Source organism: Paenibacillus sp. FSL H8-0280 (genome assembly GCF_045040665.1).
GTDB classification, from domain to species: Bacteria; Bacillota; Bacilli; order Paenibacillales; family Paenibacillaceae; genus Paenibacillus; species Paenibacillus xylanexedens_A.
Window position 1 is genome coordinate 6,155,437 of sequence record NZ_CP150296.1, and the last position, 14,205, is coordinate 6,169,641.

Consider the following 14,205-nt stretch of genomic DNA (forward strand, 5'->3'; position numbering starts at 1 on the left):
CCTCCTTTCAGCAATGCTGCTGATGCATTAGATGATAACCGCTTTTTCTACGATTTCAGTAAGTCTCCAGCGTTTATCTTTCGAAAGCGGACGAGTCTCCATGATTTTCACCGTGTCACCGATTTTCGCAGTGTTTTCTTCGTCATGCGCTTTGAATTTTTTAGTAACCTTAATGCGTTTATGGTACAAGTTGTGTTTTTTGTAAGTTTCTACAGCAACAACAATCGTTTTGTCCATTTTATCGCTGACCACTTTACCAGTTTGCACTTTACGTGCGTTACGTTCTTCGCTCATTGTTGGCCTCCTTCCTGATTACGGACGGATTGTCCATCCTATCCCTAATTAACCGATTCCCAATTCTCTCTCACGGATAATGGTTTTAGCACGAGCTATTTCTTTCCGCACATCACGGATGCGAGTCGGGTTATCCAGCTGACCGGTAGCTAATTGAAAGCGGAGGTTAAAGAGTTCTTCTTTAAATCCGGCAATCTTTTGCTCGATTTCAGCAGAGGTTAGGTTGCGAAATTCACTAGCTTTCATTTGCTTCACCACCCAATTCTTCACGTTTCACGAACTTCGTTTTGATTGGCAGTTTGTGAGCGGCAAGACGCATTGCTTCGCGTGCAATTTCCTCCGGTACACCAGCAAGTTCAAACATGATCTTACCTGGTTTCACTACTGCAACCCATTTTTCTACGTTACCTTTACCGCTACCCATCCGAACCTCGAGAGGCTTTTGAGTGATTGGTTTGTCTGGGAAAATTTTGATCCAAACTTTACCACCACGTTTGATGTAACGAGTCATCGCAATACGAGCCGCTTCGATCTGACGGTTCGTAATCCAAGCCGGTTCCGTAGCTTGCAGACCGTATTCGCCAAAGTTCAGAGTCGTTCCGCCTTTAGCTTGGCCTTTCATATGTCCACGTTGTTGCTTACGGTGTTTTACGCGTTTTGGTACCAACATTATTAGTTGCCTCCTTCCTTAGCAGCTTGTTTCTTAGCCGTAGGAAGAACCTCTCCACGATAGATCCATACTTTTACGCCGATAAGTCCGTAAGTAGTATGAGCCTCTGCTGTACCATAGTCAATGTCAGCACGCAGTGTGTGCAGTGGAACAGTTCCTTCGCTGTAGCCTTCAGAACGTGCGATCTCAGCACCGCCAAGACGTCCGCCTACTTGAGTTTTGATACCTTTAGCACCGGAGCGCATAGTTCTTTGAATTGCTTGTTTCAGAGCACGACGGAAAGAAACACGACGTTCCAATTGTTGTGCAATGCTTTCAGCTACAAGAACAGCGTCCAAGTCTTGGTTCTTAATTTCAGAAATGTTGATGTGTACTTTTTTACCGCCAGCAATTTTCGTAATTTGGTTACGAAGATTTTCAACTTCCGAACCACCCTTACCAATAACCATACCTGGTTTAGCAGTGTGAATCGTTACGTTTACGCGGTTAGCCGCTCTCTCAATTTCTACACGAGATAAAGCGGAGTCTTTCAATTTATTTTTCAGGAATTCACGAATTCTCACGTCTTCCATCAAAAGATCACCGAAGTCTTTGCCTGCATACCACTTAGATTCCCAGTCACGGATAATTCCGACACGGAGTCCGACTGGATTTACCTTTTGGCCCACACATTTCCCCTCCTTCTACTTCTCAGATACCACCAAAGTAATGTGGCTAGTACGTTTGTTAATACGACTTGCACGTCCCATTGCACGAGGGCGGAAACGTTTCATTGTCGGTCCTTGGTTCACGTAAGCTTGCGAGATAACCAAGTTGTTAACATCCAAAGAATAGTTATGTTCCGCATTCGCAATAGCGGAGTTAAGCAACTTCTCAACGATTGGAGAAGCAGATTTCGGAGTGTGACGGAGAATGGCAACCGCCTCACCTACTTGCTTGCCACGAATCAAGTCAACAACGAGTTGAGCTTTACGAGGAGCAATCCGGATAAACTTAGCATGTGCTTTTGCTTCCATTGTGTAACCTCCTTTCAAACATTAAAGATATTCATTTATCTTCTTGTTTTCTTATCATCAGCAGTATGGCCTTTGTACGTACGGGTTGGAGCGAACTCACCCAGTTTGTGTCCGACCATGTCCTCAGTTACATACACTGGCACGTGTTTACGACCATCGTAAACGCCAAATGTGTGTCCGATGAATTGCGGGAAAATTGTAGAACGACGGGACCAGGTTTTGATTACGTTCTTCTTACCTGAAGCTTCCATCTCTTCTACCTTTTTAAGCATGTAGCCATCAATGAATGGCCCTTTTTTCAAACTGCGACCCATGTGGAGATCCTCCCTTCAAACATAGCTATTATGCATCCGCAGATGCCTCACGAAGTTATGCACAGTGTGTATTACTTCGTGCGGCGGCGAATGATGTATTTATCAGAAGCTTTATTTTTCTTACGCGTTTTGTAACCAAGTGTAGGTTTACCCCATGGTGACATTGGCGATTTACGTCCGATTGGAGCACGACCTTCACCACCACCGTGTGGGTGATCGTTAGGGTTCATTACTACACCACGAACCTCAGGACGTTTACCCAACCAACGGCTACGACCGGCTTTACCGATTTTGATGAGCTCGTGGTCTTGGTTACCTACAGATCCGATTGTCGCGCGGCAAACTTTCAAAATACGACGAACTTCTCCGGATGAGAGACGAACGGAAACGTATTTTTCTTCTTTACCAAGCAATTGAGCTTCTGTACCAGCAGCACGAACCAATTGTCCGCCTTTACCTGGTTTCAACTCGATGTTGTGGATAACGGTACCTACTGGAATGTTTTCGAGTGGCAGTGCGTTACCGATTTTGATGTCTGATTCAGGTCCGGAGAATACTTGATCTCCAACTTTCAAACCTTTAGGAGCGATGATATAACGCTTTTCACCATCAGCATAGTGAATCAGAGCGATGTTGGATGTACGGTTCGGGTCATACTCAATCGTAGCAACGCGGCCCGGTATTCCATCTTTAGTACGTTTGAAGTCAATGATACGGTATTTACGTTTGTGTCCACCACCATGGTGACGAACTGTAATTTTACCTTGGTTGTTGCGGCCTGCTTGTTTGCTCAACGGGGCCAACAACGATTTCTCCGGCTGATTTGTGGTGATTTCCTCAAATGTAGAAACGGACATGTTCCGTCTTGCCGGGGATGTTGGTTTATACTTTTTGATTGGCACTGGGTTTCCCTCCTTACTTCAAAAATTCAATTATACAGTTTCAAAGAACTCAAGCGTTTTGCTGTCTTTTGTCAGCGTTACAAACGCTTTTTTCCATTCGCTAGTATATCCGGAATAACGTCCGTACCGTTTTGGCTTAGCTGGAACACGAAGCGTGTTCACGTTTTTCACTTTTACATTGAAAATAGCTTCTACTGCCTTTTTGATCTCGGTTTTGTTTGCACGGATATCGACTTCAAATACATATTTCAAGTCGTTCATCATGTCAGCAGTACGTTCCGTAATAATCGGACGTTTTACAATATCACGAGGATCCTTCATTACGCGAGCACCTCCTCTACCTTCTGAACTGCTTCTTTCGTAATGATCAATTTGTCGTGCGAAAGCACGTCAAGAACATTAATGCCGTCAGCAGCTACGAATTTCACGCCTGGAATATTCCGTGCGGAAAGAGCTACATTATCATCATAGCTAGGAGCTACAATCAAAGCTTTACGTCCCACTTTGAGGTTACTCAAGATGGCTGCGAATTCTTTAGTTTTAGGCGTGCTCAACGTGAGAGCGTCCAAAACGATAATGTCATTGTCAAGCACTTTAGATGAAAGGGCTGATTTGATCGCCAAGCGGCGAACTTTCTTAGGCAGTTTATACGCATAGCTCCGTGGTGTTGGACCAAATACGATACCGCCGCCTTTCCATTGTGGTGAACGAATTGAACCTTGACGAGCGCGACCTGTACCTTTTTGTTTCCAAGGCTTACGTCCACCGCCACGTACTTCAGAACGTCCTTTTACTTTGTGGGTACCTTGACGAAGGGAAGCGCGTTGCATAAGAACTGCATCGTACAGAACGTGTTGGTTCGGCTCAATTCCGAAAACCGCATCGTTCAATTCAACTTCGCCTACTTGGCTACCATCTACATTGTAAACTGATACTTTTGGCATTTTGTGTTCCTCCTTTCTTCAGTGGTTATTTTTTCACCGTTTCTTTAACTCTGATGAGACTGTTTTTCGGTCCAGGAATGGAACCTTTCACGAGCAACACGTTACGCTCAGCGTCTACTTTAACTACTTCAAGACGTTGGATTGTAATAGTATCATGTCCCATGTGTCCTGGCAGGCGTTTGCCTTTAGGAACGCGGTTAGCTTGGATCGAACCCATTGAACCAGGGCCACGGTGGTAACGCGAACCGTGTGACATAGGTCCAGTGCTTTGTCCCCAACGTTTGATAACGCCGGCAAAACCTTTACCTTTAGAAATACCCGTTACGTCAACGAATTCGCCTTCAGCGAAAATGTCAGCTTTCAGTTCTTGGCCAACTTCATATTCAGCGATGTTGATACCGCGAACTTCACGAACGTAGCGCTTAGGGGCAGTGTTCGCTTTTTTAGCGTGACCTGCTTCTGGCTTGTTAGCATTTTTCTCTTTCTTATCGGAGTAACCGATTTGAATTGCTTCGTAGCCATCGTTCTCAATGTCTTTCTTTTGCAAAACAACACAAGGGCCTGCTTCGATAACCGTTACTGGAACGACGTTACCTTCAGGAGTAAATACTTGAGTCATTCCGAGTTTTTTTCCTAAGATTGCTTTCATGTTGACACCTCTTTTCCTTTATACATGGTCTTTGTTGTAGCTTGTATTACAATTTAATTTCGATATCTACACCGGACGGCAGATCCAAGCGCATCAAGGCATCCACAGTTTGTGGAGTCGGGTTAACGATGTCGATCAAACGTTTATGTGTACGTTGTTCGAATTGTTCCCGAGAATCCTTGTACTTGTGCACCGCACGAAGAATAGTAATGATTTGTTTTTCAGTAGGAAGCGGAATCGGACCGGATACACCAGCACCCGAACGTTTTGCTGTTTCAACAATTTTCTCCGCGGATTGATCAAGAATTCTGTGGTCGTAAGCTTTCAAACGAATACGAATTTTTTGCTTTGCCATTTTAGTCCCTCCTTCTATCGCCCAATTTTTTATCGGACATACTCCGTGAAAATTTTCTAGCCACTCTCCCATGGCAAAGGGGCCGGGTGTGCCAGTAACCTCTCACATCATCGCAACGTCACAGAACAACATTCATTATTATATAGAAAAGATAGGCGTATTGCAAGCATATTTAAGAAAAACATTTAAACTTATCTTTTCTGATGAAATGACTTCGTTTATTGCAGTGTTAATCTTCAATATCCAGGCTGCCTTGCCAATCCTTCTAAACTCGTAAATGATGTTCATTTCGTATGACGCAGGTTCCGAACTTTAAACATAATAAAAGAGTTCTTTATCCGATGTCGGATAAAGAACTCTTCCGAAGCTTCGTTACAATACAATGTTACTCGTTCCAGTACACTGTTACATATGCTTTATTCAGCGTTAAGCCGAATTATTTTTGGATAGATGCTACGGAACCGGCACCTACTGTACGTCCGCCTTCACGAATGGAGAATTTAGTTCCTTCTTCAATCGCGATTGGGGAGATCAGGGAAACAGTAACAGTGATGTTATCACCAGGCATTACCATTTCAGTACCTTCAGGCAAGTTGATGATGCCTGTTACGTCAGTTGTACGGAAGTAGAACTGTGGACGGTAACCAGTGAAGAATGGTTTGTGACGTCCGCCCTCTTCTTTAGTCAGAACGTAGATTTGAGCTGTGAATTCTGTGTGTGGCTTAACAGAACCTGGTTTTGCAAGTACTTGACCACGCTCGATTTGAGTACGGTCAACACCACGCAACAATGCACCGATGTTGTCACCCGCTTGAGCGGAATCCAACAATTTACGGAACATCTCAACGCCTGTTACAACGGATTTCTTAGTTTCTTCAGTGATACCAACGATTTCGATCTCTTCGCCGACTTTAACAGTACCACGCTCTACACGGCCAGTAGCAACAGTACCACGACCAGTGATGGAGAATACGTCCTCGACAGGCATCAAGAAAGGCTTGTCAGTTTGACGCTCAGGCAGTGGGATGTAAGTGTCGATCTCTTTGAACATCTCAACGATTTTTTGAGCCCATTCGCCATCTGGGTTTGCCAGAGCTTCACGAGCGGATCCACGAGTGATTGGAGTATCGTCACCTGGGAACTCATATTCGTTAAGAAGGTCGCGAACTTCCATCTCAACCAATTCCAACAACTCTTCGTCTTCAACCATGTCACATTTGTTCAAGAATACAACAATGTAAGGTACGCCTACTTGACGGGAGAGCAAGATGTGCTCACGAGTTTGTGGCATTGGGCCGTCTGCTGCGGATACTACCAAGATAGCTCCATCCATTTGAGCCGCGCCAGTGATCATGTTTTTAACATAGTCGGCGTGACCTGGGCAGTCAACGTGAGCGTAGTGACGGGTGTCAGTTTCGTACTCAACGTGTGATGTGGAGATTGTGATACCGCGTTCGCGCTCTTCTGGAGCTTTGTCGATTTGGTCGAATGCAATTGCAGCACCACCGTAAGTTTTGGACAATACAGTTGTGATTGCAGCAGTCAGAGTTGTTTTACCGTGATCGACGTGACCAATAGTACCGATGTTAACGTGGGGTTTATTACGTTCGTATTTAGCCTTTGCCATTTGAACGTGGCCTCCTTAAAATTATAATTTTATGTTTTCACTGAATGAAGTGCTCCGAATTCAATTCTTATGCACTTGCATCCAGTGTGAGAAAACTACTCGGTGCCTTTTGTTTTGGCAACGATTTCTTCAGCGATGCTCTTAGGAACTTCTTCATAGTGAGAGAGTTCCATGGAGAATACGCCGCGTCCTTGAGTACCGGAACGAAGAGTTGTAGAGTAACCAAACATTTCAGACAGAGGTACCTTAGCACGAATGATTTGAGCTCCACTACGGGAATCCATACCTTCGATGCGGCCACGACGGGAGTTCAACATACCCATTACGTCACCCATGTACTCTTCTGGAACAGTTACTTCTACTTTCATGATAGGCTCAAGCAGAACTGGTTTACACTTGTCTTTAGCCGCTTTAAGCGCCATAGATCCGGCAATTTTAAATGCCATCTCATTGGAATCGACATCATGGTAAGATCCATCTACAATTGTAGCCTTAACGTCAACAAGCGGGAAGCCTGCAATAACGCCGTTTTTCATTTGCTCTTCAATCCCTGACAGTGCAGGTTGAATGTATTCTCTTGGTACGGAACCACCGACAACCTTACTTTCGAACTGGCTGCCTGTACCCGGCTCGAGAGGTTCGAATTCAACCCATACGTGACCGTATTGACCACGACCACCGGATTGACGTACGAATTTACCTTCAACGCGCGCTGGAGCACGGAATGTTTCACGGTAAGCTACTTGTGGTTTACCCACAGTAGTTTCAACCTTGAACTCACGACGCATACGGTCGATGATGATATCAAGGTGAAGCTCACCCATACCTGCCAAGATTGTTTGACCTGTTTCTTCGTCAGTATGAGCACGAAGAGTTGGATCCTCTTCAGTCAACTTACCGAGAGCAACACCCATTTTATCTTGGTCAGCTTTGGTTTTAGGTTCAACGGCGATTTCGATAACCGGATCAGGGAAGTTCATTGACTCCAGGATAACCGGATTTTTCTCATCACATAGTGTATCACCTGTACCCGTATCTTTCAAACCTACGGCAGCTGCAATATCACCGGAGTAAACTACAGTGATTTCTTGACGGCTGTTCGCATGCATTTGAAGGATACGACCGATACGCTCACGTTTGTTTTTAGTGGCATTCAGTACATATGATCCGGATTGAAGAACACCAGAGTATACGCGGAAGAATGTCAATTTACCAACGTAAGGGTCTGTCATGATTTTGAATGCCAATGCGGAGAAAGGCTCTTCATCGGATGACTGACGGACTGCTTCAGTTCCATCTTCAAGATGTCCAGTGATCGAAGGAACATCTGTTGGAGCTGGCAAGTAATCGATAACAGCATCCAACATCAGTTGAACACCTTTGTTACGATACGAGGATCCACAGATAACCGGGAAGATCTTAACATCTACAACACCTTTACGGAGTACGGCTTTGATCTCATCAATTGTGATTTCTTCGCCTTCCAGGTATTTCATTGTCAAATCTTCATCCAGTTCAGCAACGCGCTCAATCAACTCGTTGCGAAGTTCTTCAACTTGATCTGCAAATTCTGCAGGAATGTCGGTTTCTTCGATATCTTGACCAAGGTCATCTTTGTACATATGAGCTCTTTGTGCAACGATATCGATGATACCAGTGAAATCATTTTCAGCGCCGATTGGAAGTTGAATCGCAACAGCGTTCGCTTGAAGGCGATCACGCATGTCAGATACAACGTTCAGGAAGTCAGCACCGATGATATCCATTTTATTTACATATGCGATACGAGGTACGCCGTACTTGTCAGCCTGTCTCCATACGGTTTCGGACTGAGGCTCAACGCCTTCTTTCGCACTGAATACACCAACTGCTCCGTCCAATACACGAAGGGAACGTTCAACTTCAACAGTGAAGTCAACGTGTCCCGGGGTATCAATAATATTAACGCGGTGGCCCTTCCAAGCAGCGGTAGTTGCAGCGGAAGTAATCGTAATTCCGCGCTCCTGTTCCTGTTCCATCCAGTCCATTGTCGCAGCGCCTTCGTGTACTTCACCGATTTTGTGCGTACGTCCTGTGTAAAACAGGATCCGCTCAGTTGTCGTGGTTTTACCCGCATCAATATGAGCCATGATCCCGATATTACGTGTATTTTTCAAGGAGAACTCTCTAGCCATGAAATGGGTCTCCCTTCAAAATTGAAGTTTTTTTATTGTGAACTGAATCCTACCAACGGTAGTGAGCAAACGCTTTGTTTGCTTCAGCCATTTTGTGCGTATCTTCACGTTTTTTAACGGAAGCGCCTGTGTTGTTGGAAGCGTCGATGATCTCAGCCGCCAAACGCTCTTCCATTGTTTTCTCACCGCGGTTGCGGGAGTAGTTCACGAGCCAACGTAATCCCAGAGCAGTACGTCTCTCTGGTTTCACCTCGATTGGTACTTGGTAGTTGGCACCGCCGACACGGCGAGCTTTAACTTCCAGGACTGGCATGATGTTTTTGATTGCTGCTTCAAATACTTCCATAGGGTCATTACCCGTACGTTCTTGAATCAACTTGAACGCATTATACAGGATGCTTTGAGCAACACCGCGTTTTCCGCCGATCATGATGCGGTTGATTAAACGAGTAACCAACTTGCTGTTGTATAACGGATCAGGCAACACGTCTCTTTTCGTAACTGGACCTTTGCGTGGCATGGATATCCCCCTTTCTTTCTTGTTCAGCAGCCCCTGTACCTTCCAGACTTAAGCCAGAAGGCTTTCAGGTTCTCTGCTTATAATGGTTTAGGCTTTTTTAGCTTTTGGACGTTTTGCACCGTATTTCGAACGAGCTTGCATACGGTTGTTTACGCCTGCAGTATCGAGAGCTCCACGAACGATGTGATAACGAACTCCTGCAAGGTCTTTAACTTTACCTCCGCGGATCAATACCACACTGTGCTCTTGAAGGTTATGTCCGATTCCCGGGATATAAGCAGTAACCTCGAGACGGTTCGTCAAACGAACACGGGCATACTTACGAAGTGCAGAGTTTGGTTTACGTGGAGTCATTGTACCTACACGAGTGCAGACACCACGTTTTTGTGGGGCACTGATGTTAGTAGATTCACGTTTCAAAGCGTTGAATCCTTTTTGCAAAGCTGGAGATTTTGACTTCTCAACTTTTGCTTGACGTCCTTTACGAACCAGTTGATTAATAGTTGGCATGTGATTGCCACCCCCTTCCTCAAATATTCATGTTTCTTTATAAACCTCTTTTCGCTAAGTCCACAGACCCAGGCGGTTCATAAAAAGACAAATGAAAAGTTTTTGCCTTGGAGAATCCTTAAAAGTTCTCGGACAAAAACGTTCCTTACACTATCATTTTACGACAGCAGCCATAGCTGCTCCCACCCCAATCCCGCAAGCTTTGCCGAGATTTTTCATTGTATCGACTTTCGTGTACTTCACATTGTGTTGTTCACACAAAGCAATGATTTTGGAAGTGAGCTGCGGATCACTATCTTCTGCGACATAGACTTCAGAAGCCATACCTGTCTGCACCATCCGCATGGTCTGTTTGGTACCTATTTTGACATGAGCATCTTGCAAGGCTTTTTCATTAGACATTGTGTATTCCTCCGAATAGAACCATGTACAATCAGCTGCCCACGCACCTTTGATATATTAGCATCTAGCGCAAGCATTGTCAATGCTAATCCTAAAACATTTTTTAAAAGTTTACGTACATCAGGATTCGTCCGCCTGCATTATACAAGCGTCCGCCTCCTGACGCACAAAACTTTCATTCCCCTCTAATTGAGGAGGAATCTATTTAATCAACCGAAACTGGCTCAAGTTCTTCTACTGAAGATTGGCCATCTTCTGGCTCAGCAAATTTGATGCTGCGGTAACGGTGCATACCTGTACCAGCAGGGATCAATTTACCGATGATTACATTTTCCTTCAGACCGAGCAACTGATCGACTTTACCTTTGATCGCTGCATCTGTCAGTACACGTGTAGTTTCTTGGAACGAAGCCGCCGAGAGGAAGGAGTCTGTTTCCAGGGATGCTTTCGTAATACCGAGCAGGATTGGTTTAGCAACCGCTGGCTCTTTATCACTAAGAATCGCAATTTTGTTAGCTCTTTCGTACTCATGCATATCCACGAACGATCCCGGCAACAGCGTTGTATCTCCTGCATCTACGATGCGGATTTTACGCAGCATTTGACGGATCATAACTTCAACGTGCTTATCGTTAATTTCTACACCTTGGTTACGATATACGCGTTGTACTTCCTGCAGAATGTAGTTTTGTACACCACGTATGCCTTTAATCCGTAACATCTCTTTTGGATCAATGGAACCGTCTGTCAACTCGTCACCCGCTTCAACTTCCGCGCCTTCACTTACGCGCACACGGGAACCGTAGGTAACGGAGTAAACTTTGGATTCCGCCTCACCTTGAATTTCGATTTCACGACGATCTTTCGCTTCGCGAATCTCTTTAACTACACCATCAATCTCACTAATTGTTGCTTGACCCTTAGGATTACGAGCTTCAAACAACTCCTGGATACGCGGCAAACCTTGCGTAATATCGTCTCCGGCTACACCACCGGTGTGGAATGTACGCATTGTAAGCTGTGTTCCTGGCTCACCAATGGATTGTGCTGCAATAATACCAACTGCTTCACCAATCTCCACGTGTTTACCAGTCGCGAGGTTGCGACCATAACACTTCTTGCAGACACCATGACTCGCACGGCAGCTGAGGACGGAGCGGATTTGCAATTTAGTAATACCTGCTTTGATGATCGCTTCTGCTTTATCGGAGTCAATCAATTCATTGCGACCTACAATGATTTCTTTCGTTTCCGGATGACGAAGTGTCTCGAAGCAGTATCTGCCTTCAATACGGTCGTAGAGATCTTCGATAACCTCTTTACCATCCTGGATACGACTTACCGTAAAGCCTTTATCTGTACCACAATCATCATCACGCACGATTACGTCTTGGGCTACGTCTACGAGACGACGAGTCAGGTAACCTGAATCGGCAGTACGCAGGGCTGTATCCGCCAAACCTTTACGCGCTCCGTGAGTGGAGATAAAGTACTCGAGTACCGTCAGACCTTCACGGAAGTTCGATTTGATTGGGAGTTCGATAATTCGACCAGATGGGTTGGCCATCAGACCACGCATACCGCCCAATTGGGTGATTTGCGATTTGTTACCCCGTGCTTTGGAGTCTACCATCATCATGATCGAGTTGTAACGATCCATGGACTTCATCAGAATCTCAGTGATGTCATCTTTGGATTTTGACCAGATATCAATGATACGGTCATAGCGCTCTTCATTCGTAATCAGACCACGACGGTACTGATTCGTAACGATTTGTGCTTTTTCCTCAGATTGTCTAAGAATTTCAAACTTCTCAGGCGGAACGATAACATCAGATACCGCAACCGTAATACCGGCACGTGTAGAGTATGTGAATCCAAGTTGTTTGATTTTATCCAAAATAACGGCTGTTTCCGTTGTGTGATAAATTTCAAAACAACGTGCAATGATGGAGCCGAGGTATTCTTTACCGACACCGCCAGCCAGAGGAGCATTCATAATAGCTTCTCTGAGATCAGCACCTTTTTCATATACAAATGAGTGATCTGCAGTACCTTGGTACAGGTTAGCACGAGTCGCATCATTGATATACGGGAAGCTTGCCGGGAAAATTTCATTGAAGATAATTTTACCGATAGTTGTCAGCAGCATTCCTTCTTGCTGTTCTTCCGTGAAGCTTGTTTTACCAAGCGCCTTAACCGGAATAGCTACACGCGCATGCAGACCAGCAGTACCACGTTGGTATGCCGATACAGCTTCGTTAACTGTACGCAAGATCATACCTGTGCCCTTTTCTTCCTTGTTGTCCATAGTGAGGTAGTAAGAACCAAGCACCATATCCTGGGAAGGAGTAACAACCGGTTTACCGTCTTTCGGGTTCAAAATGTTACCAGATGCAAGCATCAGGATACGTGCTTCCGCTTGAGCTTCAGCGGACAACGGAACGTGCACGGCCATTTGGTCACCGTCAAAGTCGGCATTGTATGCCGTACATACGAGCGGGTGAAGACGAATTGCTTTACCTTCAACGAGAATCGGTTCAAATGCTTGAATACCGAGTCTGTGAAGCGTAGGGGCACGGTTCAACAGAACCGGATGCTCCTTGATTACTTCTTCAAGAACATCCCATACTTCAGGACTTACACGCTCAACTTTACGTTTTGCGCTCTTGATGTTGTGGGCAAGCCCTTTATTTACAAGCTCTTTCATAACAAAAGGCTTGAACAATTCAAGTGCCATATCTTTTGGCAGACCACACTGATACATTTTCAGGTAAGGTCCAACAACGATAACGGAACGACCAGAATAGTCAACCCGTTTACCGAGCAAGTTTTGACGGAAACGTCCTTGTTTACCTTTCAGCATGTGGCTGAGAGATTTCAATGGACGGTTACCAGGACCCGTTACCGGGCGTCCACGACGACCATTATCGATCAATGCGTCAACAGCTTCCTGCAACATCCGTTTTTCATTTTGCACGATAATATCTGGCGCGCCCAGATCAAGCAGACGTTTCAGACGGTTGTTCCGGTTGATTACACGGCGGTACAAGTCATTCAGGTCAGACGTTGCAAAACGTCCACCATCCAACTGTACCATTGGACGAAGTTCCGGCGGGATAACAGGAAGTACATCCATGATCATCCACTCTGGCTTGTTGCCGGAGTTGCGGAATGCTTCGATAACTTCCAGACGTTTGATTGCACGATTACGACGTTGTCCTTGCGCAGTCCGGAGCTCTTCTTTCAGGAACTCGAGCTCTTTGTCTATGTCAAGGTCTTGAAGCAATTTTTTAACCGCTTCTGCGCCCATGCCAGCATGGAAACCATAGCCATATTTTTCACGGTAGCTGCGGTATTCTTTCTCGGACAACAGCTGTTTTTTCTCCAGTGGAGTTTCTCCTGGATCAGTTACAACATATGATGCAAAATAAATAATCTCTTCAAGAGATCTTGGAGACATATCCAGAGCAAGACCCATACGGCTCGGAATACCTTTGAAGTACCAGATATGCGATACCGGAGCAGCGAGCTCAATATGGCCCATCCGTTCGCGGCGTACTTTCGCACGTGTTACTTCAACGCCACAACGATCACAGACAACGCCTTTATAACGGACGCGTTTGTATTTACCGCAATGACATTCCCAGTCTTTTGTAGGGCCAAAAATCTTTTCGCAGAACAGCCCTTCTTTTTCCGGTTTCAACGTACGATAGTTGATCGTTTCCGGTTTTTTCACTTCTCCGCGGGACCAAGAACGAATTTTCTCTGGGGAAGCAAGCCCGATCTTCATGTATTCGAAATTGTTGACGTCCAACAAGGAGCAAC

The 14,205-nt window shown here is 45.2% G+C and carries 17 protein-coding genes; all 17 read right to left on the minus strand.

Going from position 1 to position 14,205, the window contains the following annotated elements; all coding sequences use genetic code 11:
• Positions 1–27: 27 nt before the first annotated feature.
• Positions 28–294: a 30S ribosomal protein S17 gene (gene rpsQ / locus MHI12_RS26890; protein WP_017692084.1), complete on the minus strand. Its 267-nt coding sequence runs from the start codon at positions 292–294 to the stop codon at positions 28–30.
• 48 nt (positions 295–342) lie between these two features.
• A complete protein-coding gene (gene rpmC, locus MHI12_RS26895) occupies positions 343–540 on the minus strand; it encodes a 50S ribosomal protein L29 (RefSeq protein WP_017692083.1) in 198 nt (65 codons plus the stop codon).
• Positions 530–964 carry a 50S ribosomal protein L16 gene (rplP, locus tag MHI12_RS26900; RefSeq protein ID WP_017692082.1) on the minus strand — a complete coding sequence of 145 codons (435 nt, stop codon included), beginning with the start codon at positions 962–964 and terminating at the stop codon, positions 530–532. Before rplP ends, rpmC begins: the two co-directional genes overlap by 11 nt.
• A gap of 2 nt (positions 965–966) precedes the next feature.
• On the minus strand, positions 967–1,632 hold the full coding sequence (gene rpsC / locus MHI12_RS26905) for a 30S ribosomal protein S3 (RefSeq protein WP_036607182.1): 666 nt from the start codon (positions 1,630–1,632) through the stop codon (positions 967–969).
• Positions 1,633–1,647: 15 nt separating this feature from the next.
• Entirely contained in the window at positions 1,648–1,980 is a 333-nt protein-coding gene (gene rplV / locus MHI12_RS26910) for a 50S ribosomal protein L22 (protein WP_017692080.1), read from the minus strand.
• Positions 1,981–2,015: 35 nt separating this feature from the next.
• Positions 2,016–2,294, minus strand: a complete 279-nt coding sequence (gene rpsS / locus MHI12_RS26915) for a 30S ribosomal protein S19 (protein WP_017692079.1) — start codon at positions 2,292–2,294, stop codon at positions 2,016–2,018.
• Between the two features lie 71 nt (positions 2,295–2,365).
• A complete protein-coding gene (rplB, locus tag MHI12_RS26920; protein WP_017692078.1) occupies positions 2,366–3,196 on the minus strand; it encodes a 50S ribosomal protein L2 in 831 nt (276 codons plus the stop codon).
• 30 nt (positions 3,197–3,226) lie between these two features.
• Entirely contained in the window at positions 3,227–3,517 is a 291-nt protein-coding gene (gene rplW, locus MHI12_RS26925) for a 50S ribosomal protein L23 (protein ID WP_017692077.1), read from the minus strand.
• Complete coding sequence (gene rplD, locus MHI12_RS26930; RefSeq protein ID WP_017692076.1) at positions 3,517–4,140, minus strand: 50S ribosomal protein L4; 624 nt, start codon at positions 4,138–4,140, stop codon at positions 3,517–3,519. The genes rplW and rplD overlap by 1 nt, the downstream gene beginning before the upstream one ends.
• A 25-nt stretch (positions 4,141–4,165) precedes the next feature.
• On the minus strand, positions 4,166–4,789 hold the full coding sequence (gene rplC / locus MHI12_RS26935; RefSeq protein ID WP_017692075.1) for a 50S ribosomal protein L3: 624 nt from the start codon (positions 4,787–4,789) through the stop codon (positions 4,166–4,168).
• A 46-nt stretch (positions 4,790–4,835) separates the two neighbouring features.
• Complete coding sequence (rpsJ, locus tag MHI12_RS26940; protein WP_017692074.1) at positions 4,836–5,144, minus strand: 30S ribosomal protein S10; 309 nt, start codon at positions 5,142–5,144, stop codon at positions 4,836–4,838.
• Between the two features lie 436 nt (positions 5,145–5,580).
• Entirely contained in the window at positions 5,581–6,771 is a 1,191-nt protein-coding gene (gene tuf / locus MHI12_RS26945; protein WP_017692073.1) for an elongation factor Tu, read from the minus strand.
• A 95-nt stretch (positions 6,772–6,866) separates the two neighbouring features.
• The gene (fusA, locus tag MHI12_RS26950; protein ID WP_076216857.1) at positions 6,867–8,945 is read right to left on the minus strand and encodes an elongation factor G; all 2,079 of its coding nucleotides are present in this window, start codon (positions 8,943–8,945) and stop codon (positions 6,867–6,869) included.
• Positions 8,946–8,994: 49 nt separating this feature from the next.
• A complete protein-coding gene (gene rpsG / locus MHI12_RS26955; protein WP_017692071.1) occupies positions 8,995–9,465 on the minus strand; it encodes a 30S ribosomal protein S7 in 471 nt (156 codons plus the stop codon).
• 87 nt (positions 9,466–9,552) lie between these two features.
• Positions 9,553–9,975 (minus strand): 30S ribosomal protein S12, encoded by a 423-nt coding sequence (gene rpsL, locus MHI12_RS26960; RefSeq protein ID WP_017692070.1) that lies wholly within the window; start codon positions 9,973–9,975, stop codon positions 9,553–9,555.
• Between the two features lie 153 nt (positions 9,976–10,128).
• Positions 10,129–10,377: a ribosomal L7Ae/L30e/S12e/Gadd45 family protein gene (locus tag MHI12_RS26965; RefSeq protein ID WP_047841123.1), complete on the minus strand. Its 249-nt coding sequence runs from the start codon at positions 10,375–10,377 to the stop codon at positions 10,129–10,131.
• Positions 10,378–10,582: 205 nt separating this feature from the next.
• The gene (gene rpoC, locus MHI12_RS26970) at positions 10,583–14,197 is read right to left on the minus strand and encodes a DNA-directed RNA polymerase subunit beta' (protein ID WP_253503545.1); all 3,615 of its coding nucleotides are present in this window, start codon (positions 14,195–14,197) and stop codon (positions 10,583–10,585) included.
• Between the last annotated feature and the right edge of the window lie 8 nt (positions 14,198–14,205).